Below are 13,974 nucleotides of genomic sequence, written 5' to 3' on the forward strand. Positions count from 1 at the left end.
CTGAATCACAGAGCAGAGATGTTCGTTTTTGGACATCAACGTTTCGTATGCAGCGACTTTAAGTTTGCTTCAATGGAAGCACGTTGGTTCTCTAAGAATGGTGGAAGGGAAAGCGATTCGCCTAGCGTCTCAAGGGGTTCATCCGTAGCAAATCCCGGACCATCGGTCGCTAGCTCAAACAGAATACCATTCGGCTCACGGAAGTACAAGGAACGGAAATAAAATCGTTCTACGAAACCTGAGTTAGGTAATCCTGCTTTGTTAAGGATTTCAACCCAAGCCAGCAGTTCTTCCTTGTCTTCAATACGGAAAGCAACATGATGAACGCCGCCGCTCCCTTGACTTGTAACCGGTAGATCGCTTCGCGGCTCGACTTGGACTTCTGCCCCTGACCCACCTTCACCAACTTGCATGACAATGATATCTTCTTGTCCTTTAGTCAGCGCGGGAACGCGTTCTTTCTCCGTGAAGCCTAGTAAACGAAGCGCTGCCAATGTCGATTCCGGCTTCCGTACAGTGAGCATCACTGGGCCTAGTCCGGTAATACCGTATGAGACAGGAACCGGACTTTTTTCCCATGGCTTCCCGCCCTTAACACCTGTATTATTTTCATCGGAAATGATGGCTAGCTGCTGACCTTCCGGATCCTCGAAAAAAATGACTTTGCGTCCCGCAAAGTCCTCCACAGGGGAGTACTTTACACCATGTTCCTTGAATCGCTCTACCCAATACGAAAGCGCGTCGTCATTCGATACACGAAGGGATGTACCTGAAATACTGCCTACTCCTAATACATTAGGCCCAACTCCTGGAAAATCAAAGAAAGTAAGCTCTGTTCCCGGACTCCCCTTTTCATCCCCATAAAATAAATGATAAGCCGTTGTATCATCTTGATTGACTGTTTTCTTAACAAGCCGCATGCCAAGCACCTCGGTGTAGAACTGGAAATTCGCTGCTGCATCCCCTGTCATCGCGGTTACATGATGAATACCTTTTACGTTCAAATCTATCCGTCCTCTCTACAAATGCTCAGACCTCTGATCAAACACAACTAGTAGTTTAACCTTAACCTATTCGTAGTATGAGCTACGAAGTGCCCAGTATCTTCTTCCCGCGCGGCTGCAAACCATTCGGATCCGGTTCTAACGTAACGCCAAAGGAGTCAATTTGGAAATCCTTCACCTTCACAGGGATGCTGTAAGTCAGCACACCAGTGCCCTTCTCGTCTACACGGAGCGTCCCGCAATTGTATCTCTTCCCGCTTCGGTTATACCAAACCTGATAGGCCCAATCCCCTTTGGTTTCCTTAAGACCTTGCAAATTAATGACCACATTGTGGATATCGCCATTTTGCAGCACATAAGCTGTGCCAGAGGCTGTTGGCATTGTACTTTCAACGGATTTCAATTGAAACGTATGCACGATTTCCGCAGGTTGACTTAAAGAAGGGTTGGCTGAAAAGTTTTTTGGTTGTTGATTGTTCCACCATACGCCTACAACGAGGCCTAAGATAATGGCAGCAGCTCCGCCATACACCCATTTGAACGAACGTTTCTTCTTCTTTTTCTTGATTGCTTTCAGTTGTGTCGGGACAATAGACTGCATAACCTGTTGTTTCAAATCCGAGGGGACTTCTACTTCCTCCATCTCAAAAGGAAGTGCCTGCCAGACCTCCTGCAGCTCGCTTAATTCTTCCCGGCATGTGACACAAGTTCGCAGATGCCGTTCGAAAGCAGCGCGTTCCCACTCTGTGCAGTCGCCTGTCAAATAATTGACAAGATAACTGCATTCCACAGTCTCCTGTTCTTTCATTACGTCATCCCTCCCTCAGTGATGTCAGATGCTTCCGAAGTATTTTCAACCCTTGGTGCAAACGGCTTTTTATCGTACCAAGCGGCTCATTCGTTTGAGTCGCAATTTCGCTTAAAGAATAGCCCTGCCAGTACATCATGTCAATCAATTGAATTTGGCTATCCGACAAGTGCACATAAGCCTCTTGAATTTGCTCTCCTATCCATTTACGTGACATAACCGATTCTGGATCAGGATCGCTCGAAATGAGCGTATGTTCCCACTCTCTGGGCTCAAATTGGATCACTTGATCGAGTCTGCGCTTCTTGCGCAAGCAATCGATCGTGATATTACGGGTAACCGTGATCACCCAGTTGACGAATGCACCTTTGCCTGCGTCAAAGCCCTTTTCTGTGGTCCAAAGACGTGTGAAAACAAGCTGAACAATTTCTCTGGCCGCTTGCTCTTCCTTCATGGATTTCAGCGCAAATGAATACACCAGCTTCGCATAGCGATCGTAAAGCTCTTCTAAGGCAGGATGATGCTTAGCCATCACCAGCTTCATGAGCTCACCATCTGTTCGATTTCGCATAATTCGGTACACCCCGAGTCGAAATGAAGTTTATTATCTTTCTACCTTATCGCCAGCTAGACTTCTTGGCAATAGCTTTATAGAAAAATAGCGCCCCAACGTCGCTGAATCTGCCAGCATGTTGGAGCGCAATAAACCTACAGGGTCGACTAGGAAGTTATCTTGCTGTGGTTTGAGCTGGATCGAGGACGAACCAGACCTTTCCTACATTTTGCCCAGTCGTATCGCCAGGGTTGTGATCTTTGATCCAGTAGTAAAGCGGCCAGCCTTTATACGTGCTTTGTTTCGTGCCATCGTTTCGAGTAAGGGTACCGAAATCGCTGCTAGTTAGATCTGAGGAAACCGTAAGGTTCGCATCATAGAAGATCGGCCAGTTAACCAAACATTGGCCAACGCAGGAGTTAGGGTCCGCTTTATCTTTTGTGAACAAGTACAAAGCCATGCCGTTCTGATCCACCAAATACGTGCCAAGGGCGTCGGATTTACTTGTTTTTACAGATGTATTCGCCGCCTTGGAGCCACTGAATTTCGCAGGATCAATTATGTACCAGACTTTACCAACATCCTGGCCTAATGTGTCTCCCATTTTCTTATCATCCACCCAATAGTACAGAGGGAAACCTTTGTATGTAGTTTGCATCTTGCCATCTGCACGAATGAGAGTGCCAAAATCTGCTGAATTAACTCCCGTTGGAGGTGCAATATTCGATGCGTAGAATAATGGCCATTTCTCCAGGCATTTGCCGGAGCAATTGCTAACACCCTTCGTATCTTTATCATAGTAGTAAAGTGCCATGCCGTTTGCATCTGTCAAATAATTGCCTAGATCGGTTTTGGTGCCTAGCGCCACGCCGCCGTTCGAGGGTTTAATAACGAACCAGACCTTACCAACGTTATCTCCAGTGGTATCTCCGGCTTTTTGATCCTTGACGAAGTAGTATAAAGGCCAACCCTTATAGGTCAGTTGTTCTTTGCCGTCAGCACGCACGAAAACTTTGAAATCCGCTGCGCTAAATTCCGCAGGAACCGTGAAATTATTGCCGTTAAAGATCGGCCAATTAACCAAACATTGACCCACACAAGAATTAACATCTGCTGCGTCCTTGGTAAAATAGTAAAGCGTCATGCCTTTGGAGTCCGTCAGATAACTACCCAACGTATCGCTTTGCTTCAAGCTAAGTTCTGCGTTCCCAAGCACTTCGAGCTTAGTCGCACTGATTTTACCTTTATCCGTCAAATCGGCACCTAGTGTTTTCGCAGTTCCTTTGATTGGCACCTTCAAAGCTTCGATGGTTGCTGTAGCGATATGTAAGTTTTTGAATTGCTTCACATTAGCAATCTTCGATAAGCCATTTTTCCCGGCAAAGGTAAATACGTTCGCGTACTCGAAATCCGTACCTTGTATGTAACCTAGCGATTCCAACAGAACCTTATAATACTGCTGCGCTGTAATTCCTGCGAGCGGTTCGAATTTATCATCGCCGGTTCCCTGCCAGCCTAAATTAGGATGCGCTTTCAAATAACCTAGAATCGCTTGGTTCTCTTTGGAAACGCCGCTAGCATCCATAAAGCTAGCCGTTCCGGTGAAAGCTAACGCTTCGGCTTCCAATCCTTTTAATCTTAGGGACATCACCGCGGCTTGCAGCCTTGTTGTAGGCTTGTTTAAGTATTCAGCCGTCAGCCCATTGCCCTCTCCTTGGAGGATACCAATATCCCCTGCAATATCCGTTTCGGATTTGACCTTCAGAGGCTCAGCCGCGACTGCTGATAGAGCTGTCACTCCCGCCATAAGACCTAGTAACACTAGGGAAGATACGAATACTTTTTTAAAATTACCCATGCTCGATTACTCCTCCTTAAATTTTCTATCTAAGGTAACGACGTGGAGCTGCAAGCGGTTTTATCATTTGTGATAAGGTGGACAATTTTTTTTAAGCAAGAATACGTTAGCTTCTGCGAAGTGCTGCTTGTGAAGGCTTGGTTTCGAGCTTTTGCACCTACGCCAAACCCTCCACCTCAGCTGAAAGCTCGTAAATCGACTTCTCAACCTTCAAATGACAACCTCCCACGGTTCTATCTACTTTTAGGCACGTTTTCCGAGTCCATGTCAGTCACTGCTCAGCGAAAGCTCGGTTTTCGAGCTCTCACCTTTGCTGAGAAGTCCGAAAAGTACTCCTCGAAGCCAGAATGATGCTTGTTAACCACAAATGAATGCTGAGAGAGCCAAAATAGACTTCTCAACGTCGATAAAGTAGCAAAGTGTTGCTGAGAAGTCCGAAAAGGACTTCTCGAAGCCAGAAGGATGCTTGTTAACCGACAAATGATGCTGAAAGAGCCGAAATAGACTTCTCAACGTCGATAAAGTAGCAAAGTGTTGCTGAGAAGTCCGAAAAAGACTTCTCGAAGCCAGAAGGATGCTTGTTAACTGACAAATGAATGCTGAGAGAGCCGAAATGAACTTCTCAACGTCGATAAGATAGCAAAGTGTTGCTGAGAAGTCCGAAATCGACTTCTCGAAGCCAGAAGGATGCTTGTTAACCACAAATGTATGTTGAGAGAGCCGAAATGGACTACTCACCGTCGATAAAGTAGCAAAGTGTTGCTGAGAAGTTCGAAAACGACTTCTCGAAGCCAGAAGGATGCTTGTTAACTGACAAATGAATGCTGAGAGAGCCGAAATGGACTTCTCACCGTCGATAAAGTAGCAAAGTGTTGCTGAGAAGTCCGAAAAGGACTTCTCGAAGCCAGAAGGATGCTTGTTAACCGACAAATGATGCTGAAAGAGCCGAAATAGACTTCTCAACGTCGATAAAGTAGCAAAGTGTTGCTGAGAAGTCCGAAAAGGACTTCTCAGAGCCAGAAGGATGCTTGTTAACTGACAAATGAATGCTGAGAGAGCCGAAATGGACTTCTCACCGTCGATTAAGTAGCAAAGTGTTGCTGAGAAGTCCGAAAAAGACTTCTCAGAGACAGAAAGATGCTTGTTTACCGACAAATGAATGCTGAGAGAGCCGAAATAGACTTCTCAACGTCATAAAGTAGCAAACTGTCTCTGAGAAGTCCGAAAAGGACTTCTCAGAGACAGTTTGAGATCCCTCCTCACGGGGAATAATCGGATGTAAATCCATATCAGGAGGGACGAATTATACATGGCGGTCACAAGCAAAGGAACCAAAGGAACGCTGCTCGTGGAAGGGCATGAGCTGACTATTACGAACCCGAACAAGCTTTTATGGCCTGAAACGGGCATTACCAAGGCCGATTATCTCGCTAAATTAACTGAGTTGTCTCCTTTCCTGCTGCGCTATTGCCGAAATCGCCACTTAACAACCATTCGTTTTCCTAATGGGTATAACGAAAAATCCTTTTATCAAAAAAATGCCCCCGATCCGGTACCTAGCTTCGTGAAGCTGGCGCCGCTGGATGGCATTAATTACATCAATCTAGACTCGTTACCCACCCTTATATGGCTGGGAAATTTGGCTTGTTTGGAGTTTCATCCTTCCTTCCACCGAATTGGCGAGACGCTGCCAGCAGAATGGGTGATCGATATCGATCCTTCGCTAGAGGAAGAGCCGCGTATTATGGAGGCTGCCCACATCATTGGAGAAGTGTTGGATTCCCTGCATATTCAGTCGGTTCCCAAAACCTCAGGGGCTACAGGTGTTCAGATCTACATCCCTATTCAGCATGGCTACACATTTGAACAGCTTCGCCGTATCGGTCATTTTATAGGCGCCTTTGTCGTGAAAAAATATCCTAATCTTTTTACCATCGAAAGGTTCAAGAAAAATCGCGGCGATAGAATTTATGTAGACTACCTACAACACTGGTATGGAAAAACATTATCCGCTCCTTATACACCACGCGCCAAAAAGGACGCCTCTGTTTCCACCCCCCTATTATGGAAAGAGGTTGAGCTGCGTCCTAACATTCGTGATTTCAACTTACATACGGTAATGAACCGTTTGAGAACATATGGTGACCTCATTGAGAAGGTCCCTCCACAAAATTTGAACGCCATCATAGAGCGTCTAAAATAATTTAGTAGCCTCTAACAGAACTACTCTATTAGAACAAGGGAGATAATAATCGGGCAATGACTTCCTTCCCCTTTTCCATGCGGGACCTCATCTCAAATTGGGCTAATTTCAACTCATCACTATCCTTCAAATCCATTAAAAAGTCAGCCTCTAAACGCTCAATCTCATCCTTATTAAACATCACAGCATTCAATTCAAAGTTGCTAAAAAAGCTGCGCATATCCACATTCGCCGTACCTACTGTAGCCATCAAGTGGTCAATAATCATGACCTTAGCGTGCATGAAGCCTTTGCGATATAAATAGAACTGTACTCCCGCCTGCATCAGTTCAAGCAGATAGGATCGCGATGCGTACTGAACGATTTGGGAATCTGATTTGTAAGGGAGAATAATACGGACATCAACGCCGCTGATTACCGCTGTTTTGAGTGCCATAGTGATACTGGGATCCGGAATAAAATATGGCGTTGTCATGTAAATTCGCTTCTTAGCTGCTATAATACCTGCGAAGAACATCTCCTGAATAGCATCCCAGTGGGCATCTGGACCGCTTGAAATAACCTGGACCAACGAGGCTTGCGGTTCATGATGCTCAGGAAATAACGATTTTTCAGCCAATCGCTCCCTGCTAACGAACATCCAGTCTGTCATAAATGTCTGCTGCAAATAATATACTGAATCCCCGTGCAGCATGAGATGGGTATCCCGCCAGAAACCAAGCTTTCGATCTTTCCCTAAGTACTCATCGGCAATATTAATACCGCCAACGAACCCCACCAATCCATCAACGACAATGATTTTCCGATGATTGCGGTAGTTCATTCGTTTATCGAAGAATGCAATGAGCGGACGCAAAAAAGGATGCACTTCAACCCCGGCTTGCTTAAACTTATTTATGTAAGCCGCTGAAAGCGTATAGCTGCCCACCCCGTCATAAATAACTCTGACCTTGACACCCTCCTTCGCCTTACGAATTAGAACTTCTTGAAATCTCACACCGGTTTCATCATGTCTTATGGTATAAAATTCAAAATGTATATGACTTCTCGCTTGTTCAATCGCCTTTATCATAGCCTCGTAAGTGACTTCCGCATTAGTCAGCACTTCAACTCGATTCTTCTGAGTAATGGGTGAGCCCGGAATGTTATGGAGCAGTCCACAAAGACGCGACTCTTCAAACAGCTGATAACTCTCCGCATTATTCGCAATCGCAGCCGATTCCTTATACATCCATTGATGTTTCATTTCATCCATTTTGCGACGTCCTCTGCGCCGAACCATTTTCCTTTGTGTATATTCCTTGGCTAAGAAATAGTACATGATAAATCCGATGATTGGAAAAATAAACAAAACGAGCAGCCAGGCTACCGTTTTAGCTGGCCGTTTGTATTCGCCGATCAGAATCGTTGCGGTCTGAAAAATGAATAGCAGCAGTAGTATGATAACCCACAACAAAAACTCCATCTCCTCTGCCAAAAAAAGATAAACGATTTACGCCGTCGTTAAGAACGAGCGTGTTGGTCAAATTTGGTGCGAAAATTTCCCCGCAATTTCTTGTCCTGATAGCTTTTGCCAAGCGCTACTCATCTATACCCATCCTACAGTTCGGGCTCCACCGAATAAAATTTTCCAACTTTCGTAATAAAATCCTTTCATTTCGAGAAAAATATGAAACACATTCCTATAATCTTCATCCAGATTGCAGCAGGAGGGCCCCACGCATGGTTAAAGCATCCAAACAATTGATGAAAAGTATCCTGCGTAAACGCCCATCAGATAGACTGGGTGAGAATAATGAGCAATCTGAGCTTAGTGATTCGTTAGACTATCACTTCATCGAAGAGCTTAAGCAAACTAAAATATCTCTTCTTCTACATGAAAATCATGAATTTATTAAAGCCATGTTTCAGGACTGCTCTGATGTTGTCGTCCGTGAATTCGAGATAGAGCCGCACATTCCGGCATTGCTGCTCTTCGTTGATGGACTCACCAACACCCAACTGCTCAACGAAACGATGAAATCGTTAATGCTCCTGGGTGGCGGCGAAACATCAATCGACCGCATCGCGGGCACGATACTGCCCGTGTCTCAGACACAGATCTCCGATAATTACGGAGACCTGCTCGTGTCCGTTCTCGGCGGGGATGCCGCTCTTCTCGTAGAAGGCAACGCGAAAGCCATTCTGCTTGGTATTCGCGGTACAGAGAAGCGCTCCGTTGGCGAGCCGGAGACGGAAACCGTCGTACGCGGACCAAAGGAAGGGTTCGTAGAGAGTATCCGATCGAACACCTCAATGATCCGCCGCAAATTGAAGACACCTCGACTCAAGATGAAATCCATGAGTGTTGGCAAAGAGAGCAATACCAATCTCGTCATCTGTTATCTTGACGACTTGGCGATGCCATCCCTTGTCGAGGAAGTGGTTAAGAGGCTCGAGCTCATTAAGATCGATGCCATTATGGAATCAGGCATAATTGAAGAACTCATCCAAGATGATGCGTATTCACCCTTTCCACAGATCCAAAATACGGAGCGTCCGGACGTCATCGCCAGTGCTCTCCTGCAAGGACGAGTAGCCATCCTCGTTGATGGCACACCCTTTGCACTCATTGTCCCGTTCGTGTTCATACAGGTTATGCAAGCGAGTGAGGATTATTATGAGCGATTCCAAATCGGTACACTATTACGCTTGCTGCGATACATTTTCTTATTTCTGTCGCTCACGGCACCTGCTCTGTATGTCGCTATAACGACGTACCACCATGAACTACTACCGACAACACTGATGTTAAGTGTTGCTGCCGCCCGCGAAGCGATTCCGTTCCCTGCCGTTGTTGAGGCGTTCATCATGGAAATTACATTCGAAGCCTTACGCGAAGCAGGTATTCGATTGCCCAAAGCGGTTGGCTCCGCTGTCTCCATCTTGGGTGCGCTCGTTGTTGGACAAGCCGCTGTCCAAGCCGGCATCGTATCCGCACCGATTGTCATCGTCGTATCCATTACAGGGATTGCTTCATTCACCATCCCGCGTTATAACGGCGCTATCGCTATTCGGATGCTGCGTTTTCCCTTTCTAATCGTTGCCTCTGTATTCGGTTTCTACGGAATCATCTTCTGCTTGCTGATTTTGTTCGGACATATGGCGAATTTACGTTCCTTCGGAGTGCCATATTTATCCCCATTAGGACCGTTATCCGCTGGAGACTTACAGGATGCGCTGGTTCGCTCTCCTTTGTGGGCGATGGAGAAACGTCCTGCATTTATGGCGATTCAAGACACACAGCGCATGGATCACAAGCTGCCTCAGCAAATCGAGGAGGACGGAGGCGTAACCGGAAGAAGAATTCAGCATGAGCATAAAGCGAGTGAGGAGGGCAACTCAGATGACTCATCGTAGGCGTCTTTTTGTGTTTGGGATGATGATCACCCTCATGCTGACATTCCTGACAGGCTGTTGGGATCGTACAGAAACCAACGATATCGCCTTTGTGCTCACCTCTTCCGTTGATCTGGAGGACGACGGCAAGTATCGCGTTACCTATATGTTACCCCTCCCCGGTTCCATGGGTGGCGCCAGCGGGGGTGGAGGCGGTACGAGCGGAGGCAAAAGTTACTATATAGATTCGGAGGTCGGAACGACGATACGCGAAGCAACGAGTAAGCTGCAGATGCGAATGTCGCGCAGATTGTTTCTATCACATCGGCGCACGATCGTCATTGGCGAAAAGCTTGCCAAAGCAGGCATTGCGATCATGTTTGACGATGCGGCGCGCACACCGGAGAGCCGGCTGACCTGTTTTCTGGTCGTGACGAAGGGCAGAGGCTACGACCTTCTGAATGCGGAGCCCAAGTTTGAACGTTTTCCCTCCGAAGTCATTCGCGAAATAACCAAATCGCGCCGTGCGATGGCGACATCGACGAAGGAAATTGGCCTTGCGCTTAGCTTTAACAGTGATCCTATTTTAAGTTACCTCGAGCCCAAGGAATCCCAAGGAACCAAGCAGCCCTCTCAAGAAATTCAGTTAATCGGCTATGGTCAGTTCAAAGGAGACCGAATGGTTGGCATTTACAGGAACCAGGAGGCGAATGGACTCATGTGGCTAAAAAACCATGTTAGAGAACATCTACTCACTTTTCCATTGGAATCAGGCAAAGATATCTCCATTCTCGTTAAGGAAGGACATACAGCTATCAAACCTGTGTTGCAAGGAGACAAGGTTATCTTTCAAGCTACGATAGAGGCTAAAGGGGTCATTGGTGAAGATTTATCCGAACAAGATCTCAACAAGCCGGAGGCCATCCACAAGGTGGAGCGTAAATTCGCAGAGCAAGTGAAGAAATGCGTCCAAGCCGCCATTAAGCAAATGCAAAAGGAAGGGACCGATTCAGCGCAATTGGGTTTAATGGTTTGGAGGAGTCATCCTAATACGTGGAACAATGGTTTAAAAAAACAGTGGCGAGATGTGTTTAAAGAAGCTGAATTCCGCATCAAGGTTGAAGCCTCCATCACTGAAACCGGTCTTATCAATCAGAATGTGATCAAGGATGGGAGCTAGCGATGAACAGCATATTTATACTGAGCTTTCTATTCATTATGATTGCCAGTCTTTTGATAGACCGCAAGGTACTTAAGCAGCAGAAAGGCAGTGTAAAGGTGACGTATGGGCTAATTACCTTTGTCACATTTGCACTCTTCATGACCAAATATTTACACGTACCCATTCCGATGCCTTCGCGCTTCTTTATCCACACGGTCTCCCCTTGGTTTAGTCATTTAATGGGTATTTGATCGCAAATCAACAAATCAATCATTCAGTGATCAGCCCTTGAAGCAATCGAAAAGGCGGTGTCTTTCATGGATAAAAAACAAGTGATCAACCAGAGACAGCTGGCGTGGCTGACCTCTTCTGTCATCACAAGCGGAGGCATCTTAACGTTGCAAAATGTACTGATTCGAGTAAGTGAGATGGATGCGTGGTTCAGCTATATCCTATCTGTTTTCTATATATTTGTGATTGCAGCCTTTTTCGGATATTTAGTGAAGATGTTTCCCAAGCGGAATATTTTCGAAATATCCATACATTTGCTGGGGCGCTGGGGCGGTACTGTCGTCAATCTCTTAATTTTGTTCCACTTCTGGCAAATTCTCGTACAGGATATGTCTTGCGCGTCGAAATATAATTCCACGTTGTTGCTGCACAACACACCCGTCGAAATCTTAGTTCTGGTGCCCTGTTTGTATCTGATTTATTTTGGGAGAAGCAGCGTTGAAATCGTCGCTCGCGTCAACGACATGTTCTATCCTCTCTTCGTCATCGCGACTTTGTCGATGCCGCTGTTGCTATCGAACGAATTCAATCTTCGGCTCGCTATGCCTGTTCTCACAATTCCGTTCAAACAATTGGCCTTCAGCAACCTGCTTGCCATCGGAAGTGCAGGTGATATTTTCATTCTCGGCGCCTTTCTGCACACGATGTACAACGCCAATCAAATCCGTTCTGCGATCCGACACGGATCCATGCTCGGTATTTGCCTGTTCACGCTTATCATTTTTTTGGTACTTACCGTTTTGGGACCGAAAATGTCTGCGAATTTCATATATCCCGCTTACAATTTGGTGCAAATGATTCATGTGACGGATTTTCTCGATCGGCTTGATATCGTTCTCCTGACTATCTGGTTACCCGTTCTAGCTTGCAAAATGATCGCAATATATTTAGCGATTCTCTTAGGCATTAGCTCGATCATCAAGGAGCGCAACTATCCCGTCATTAACAAACAGGTCGCCCTCTTGGTGGCGTTTACGACGATTCTATCGTTCAAGAGTATCACGGAGCTGCTCGCCTTCGCGAATTTCAGCATGCCGCTCATCGTCCTAGGATATCAGCCTTTCGTCATCTGTATCCTATTCGCTGCCGCGAAGATCAAGCAGCGGAAGCAATCTCATCCAGTGGCTTCACCCAGCGACAGTGGGAATTCTACTAAAACTCCTCCCGAGCAGATGACCAAGACCACTGTACGATTCTCCTACAAGCAATGGCTATGGCTGGGCAATATCCTGATTGTCTTCTCCACTGTCTGCATTGCCATCGGACTTGCCTTCGGCAAGTATAAGCCCATCATGAGCACGGCCTGCGCTATGTGTTTTGCTTGTTGTTTATTCCTTACGCTCATGACAACTTATATGGAGGTGAACCTTTCGAAGCAATCAGAAGCAGGTAGATGATTTAGCGGCAAAAAAATGTATTAAAAAAAACGCACCCGTATAAACAGGCACGTTACATGGTTAATCAGGAACTGACTGGCTTAACCTACTTTTGGCCACTTTCAAGTAGCCATACATATTTAGATATTCGCTTTCATTCGCGAATCGTAATTTTAACGACCCTGCGGCTTCTTGGATATAAGGTTTCAGGGCTGTTGCGCCTCCACCAATCACATAGAAGCATTGAATATCGGGATATTTGCGCCAGCGCTTTTTGATCATCTCGATCATGCGCAAAGCCGCGCGGCGGAAATGCTGATCCACGATCGGCCGAATATCAACCTGTCCTTCGCCAAGGAGTTGAATCGTAAACTCACGATTCTTCACTCGCTGAACTAGCTTCGCGCGGCTTGGAAACACGTAGCCGTAGGCATCTTCGACATCGCGAATGACGGCATCCAGATAAGTAGCGATGCCAATTTGCTCGCCATGGCTGAAGTGATTGTCAATGGCCATCCGTTTGATAACAGGGAAGTCCGTTGTCAGCGCACCGATCTCGCAAACACCGATGCAGCCGTTGTAAATTTCTTCATCCTTGACTTGCAAGCTGTCGTGCGTTGCCAAATGGAACATTGCTGCCGCACCTTCAATGGAGACTGCAACCTTGCGCACCGATACTTTAATCTTGCGGTTTTGGAATTGTGGAGTGGATAGAAACGTCACTTCATGCTCACCAATTAGCCTCTGCTCGAATTGCTGATTGAACTTGGCAAACGCACGAACAGGCAAACCGGTTCCGAGCGTATATTCGACTTCGTCTGAATTTCCGTACCCAGCATTAAAGGCTTGGTTGGTGAGACCTTGATAAGCTAGCGCAGTAAGCGCAACAATAAGGGATTGATCCGATATCGCCTTATTATCCGTATCTTCAAGCTCTAGGTTATCTTCGTGTTCCAAAGCAAGTTGTCCGACGAAATAGCGTTGATTTCTTTGTGAAAGGGATGGGCTGTAAATCATCACATCCAGCGCTTTCAATGGTGAATCCTCTTCCTGCAAAATATGTCTTTCGTATCCCGGTGCAATGATATTCGGGATCACTAACGGTTCTCTAGAACCATCCAGCACCAGTTTAATACTATCGTTCCCTATATCGATACCTGCAAGCTTTATCATTAGCGGCTACACTCCATATCTACAACTTCCTGTATTTCTTAAGTACATTCGATTATATCCGACAAGATTCCTTCCTACTTTCGACTCATTTTATCTAGGACTAGTAGGTATTAGGAAGGTTTTTATCAAAATATGACGAATGAAGTACAGGAATATGAACTTTACCAA

At 46.0% G+C, this 13,974-nt stretch carries 11 protein-coding genes; 5 read left to right on the forward strand and 6 right to left on the reverse strand.

Annotation, left to right across the window (positions count from 1 at the left end):
* Positions 1 to 35: 35 nt before the first annotated feature.
* The 4 genes from QFZ81_RS29785 to QFZ81_RS29800 form a co-directional block, all read right to left on the reverse strand.
* On the reverse strand, positions 36 to 1,004 hold the full coding sequence (locus tag QFZ81_RS29785; RefSeq protein WP_307438680.1) for a ring-cleaving dioxygenase: 969 nt from the start codon (positions 1,002 to 1,004) through the stop codon (positions 36 to 38).
* A gap of 82 nt (positions 1,005 to 1,086) precedes the next feature.
* Positions 1,087 to 1,812 carry an anti-sigma factor gene (locus tag QFZ81_RS29790; protein WP_307438678.1) on the reverse strand — a complete coding sequence of 242 codons (726 nt, stop codon included), beginning with the start codon at positions 1,810 to 1,812 and terminating at the stop codon, positions 1,087 to 1,089.
* Positions 1,813 to 1,816: 4 nt separating this feature from the next.
* On the reverse strand, positions 1,817 to 2,383 hold the full coding sequence (locus QFZ81_RS29795; protein WP_307438676.1) for a sigma-70 family RNA polymerase sigma factor: 567 nt from the start codon (positions 2,381 to 2,383) through the stop codon (positions 1,817 to 1,819).
* A gap of 157 nt (positions 2,384 to 2,540) precedes the next feature.
* Positions 2,541 to 4,223 carry a hypothetical protein gene (locus tag QFZ81_RS29800; protein WP_307605667.1) on the reverse strand — a complete coding sequence of 561 codons (1,683 nt, stop codon included), beginning with the start codon at positions 4,221 to 4,223 and terminating at the stop codon, positions 2,541 to 2,543.
* A 1,309-nt stretch (positions 4,224 to 5,532) separates the two neighbouring features.
* On the opposite strand from QFZ81_RS29800, the gene ligD reads away from it, so the two are divergent.
* A complete protein-coding gene (ligD, locus tag QFZ81_RS29805; RefSeq protein ID WP_307438672.1) occupies positions 5,533 to 6,426 on the forward strand; it encodes a non-homologous end-joining DNA ligase in 894 nt (297 codons plus the stop codon).
* Between the two features lie 28 nt (positions 6,427 to 6,454).
* Here ligD and cls read toward each other — a convergent pair whose 3' ends face one another.
* Positions 6,455 to 7,882, reverse strand: coding sequence for a cardiolipin synthase (gene cls / locus QFZ81_RS29810; protein ID WP_307438670.1), 1,428 nt, complete (start codon positions 7,880 to 7,882; stop codon positions 6,455 to 6,457).
* A 266-nt stretch (positions 7,883 to 8,148) separates the two neighbouring features.
* Between cls and QFZ81_RS29815 the strand changes: the two genes are divergently transcribed.
* The 4 genes from QFZ81_RS29815 (at position 8,149) to QFZ81_RS29830 (ending at position 12,654) form a co-directional block, all read left to right on the forward strand.
* On the forward strand, positions 8,149 to 9,825 hold the full coding sequence (locus QFZ81_RS29815; protein ID WP_307438668.1) for a spore germination protein: 1,677 nt from the start codon (positions 8,149 to 8,151) through the stop codon (positions 9,823 to 9,825).
* Positions 9,812 to 10,984 carry a Ger(x)C family spore germination protein gene (locus QFZ81_RS29820; protein WP_307438666.1) on the forward strand — a complete coding sequence of 391 codons (1,173 nt, stop codon included), beginning with the start codon at positions 9,812 to 9,814 and terminating at the stop codon, positions 10,982 to 10,984. Before QFZ81_RS29815 ends, QFZ81_RS29820 begins: the two co-directional genes overlap by 14 nt.
* Before the next feature lie 2 nt (positions 10,985 to 10,986).
* Positions 10,987 to 11,217, forward strand: a complete 231-nt coding sequence (locus tag QFZ81_RS29825; protein ID WP_307438664.1) for a hypothetical protein — start codon at positions 10,987 to 10,989, stop codon at positions 11,215 to 11,217.
* A gap of 66 nt (positions 11,218 to 11,283) precedes the next feature.
* Positions 11,284 to 12,654, forward strand: coding sequence for a GerAB/ArcD/ProY family transporter (locus tag QFZ81_RS29830; protein WP_307438662.1), 1,371 nt, complete (start codon positions 11,284 to 11,286; stop codon positions 12,652 to 12,654).
* A gap of 60 nt (positions 12,655 to 12,714) precedes the next feature.
* Here QFZ81_RS29830 and QFZ81_RS29835 read toward each other — a convergent pair whose 3' ends face one another.
* Positions 12,715 to 13,806 (reverse strand): ParM/StbA family protein, encoded by a 1,092-nt coding sequence (locus QFZ81_RS29835; protein WP_307605668.1) that lies wholly within the window; start codon positions 13,804 to 13,806, stop codon positions 12,715 to 12,717.
* Positions 13,807 to 13,974: the final 168 nt, after the last annotated feature.

The sequence above is a fragment of the Paenibacillus sp. V4I9 genome (assembly GCF_030817295.1).
GTDB lineage: Bacteria > Bacillota > Bacilli > Paenibacillales > NBRC-103111 > Paenibacillus_E.

Coding starts and splice junctions, on each gene's coding strand:
- QFZ81_RS29790 (WP_307438678.1), bottom strand. CDS start 1,812: ATGAAAGAACAGGAGACTGTGGAATGCAGTTATCTTGTCAATTATTTG.
- QFZ81_RS29795 (WP_307438676.1), bottom strand. CDS start 2,383: ATGCGAAATCGAACAGATGGTGAGCTCATGAAGCTGGTGATGGCTAAG.
- QFZ81_RS29800 (WP_307605667.1), bottom strand. CDS start 4,223: ATGGGTAATTTTAAAAAAGTATTCGTATCTTCCCTAGTGTTACTAGGT.
- ligD (WP_307438672.1), top strand. CDS start 5,533: ATGGCGGTCACAAGCAAAGGAACCAAAGGAACGCTGCTCGTGGAAGGG.
- QFZ81_RS29815 (WP_307438668.1), top strand. CDS start 8,149: ATGGTTAAAGCATCCAAACAATTGATGAAAAGTATCCTGCGTAAACGC.
- QFZ81_RS29820 (WP_307438666.1), top strand. CDS start 9,812: ATGACTCATCGTAGGCGTCTTTTTGTGTTTGGGATGATGATCACCCTC.
- QFZ81_RS29825 (WP_307438664.1), top strand. CDS start 10,987: ATGAACAGCATATTTATACTGAGCTTTCTATTCATTATGATTGCCAGT.
- QFZ81_RS29830 (WP_307438662.1), top strand. CDS start 11,284: ATGGATAAAAAACAAGTGATCAACCAGAGACAGCTGGCGTGGCTGACC.
- QFZ81_RS29835 (WP_307605668.1), bottom strand. CDS start 13,806: ATGATAAAGCTTGCAGGTATCGATATAGGGAACGATAGTATTAAACTG.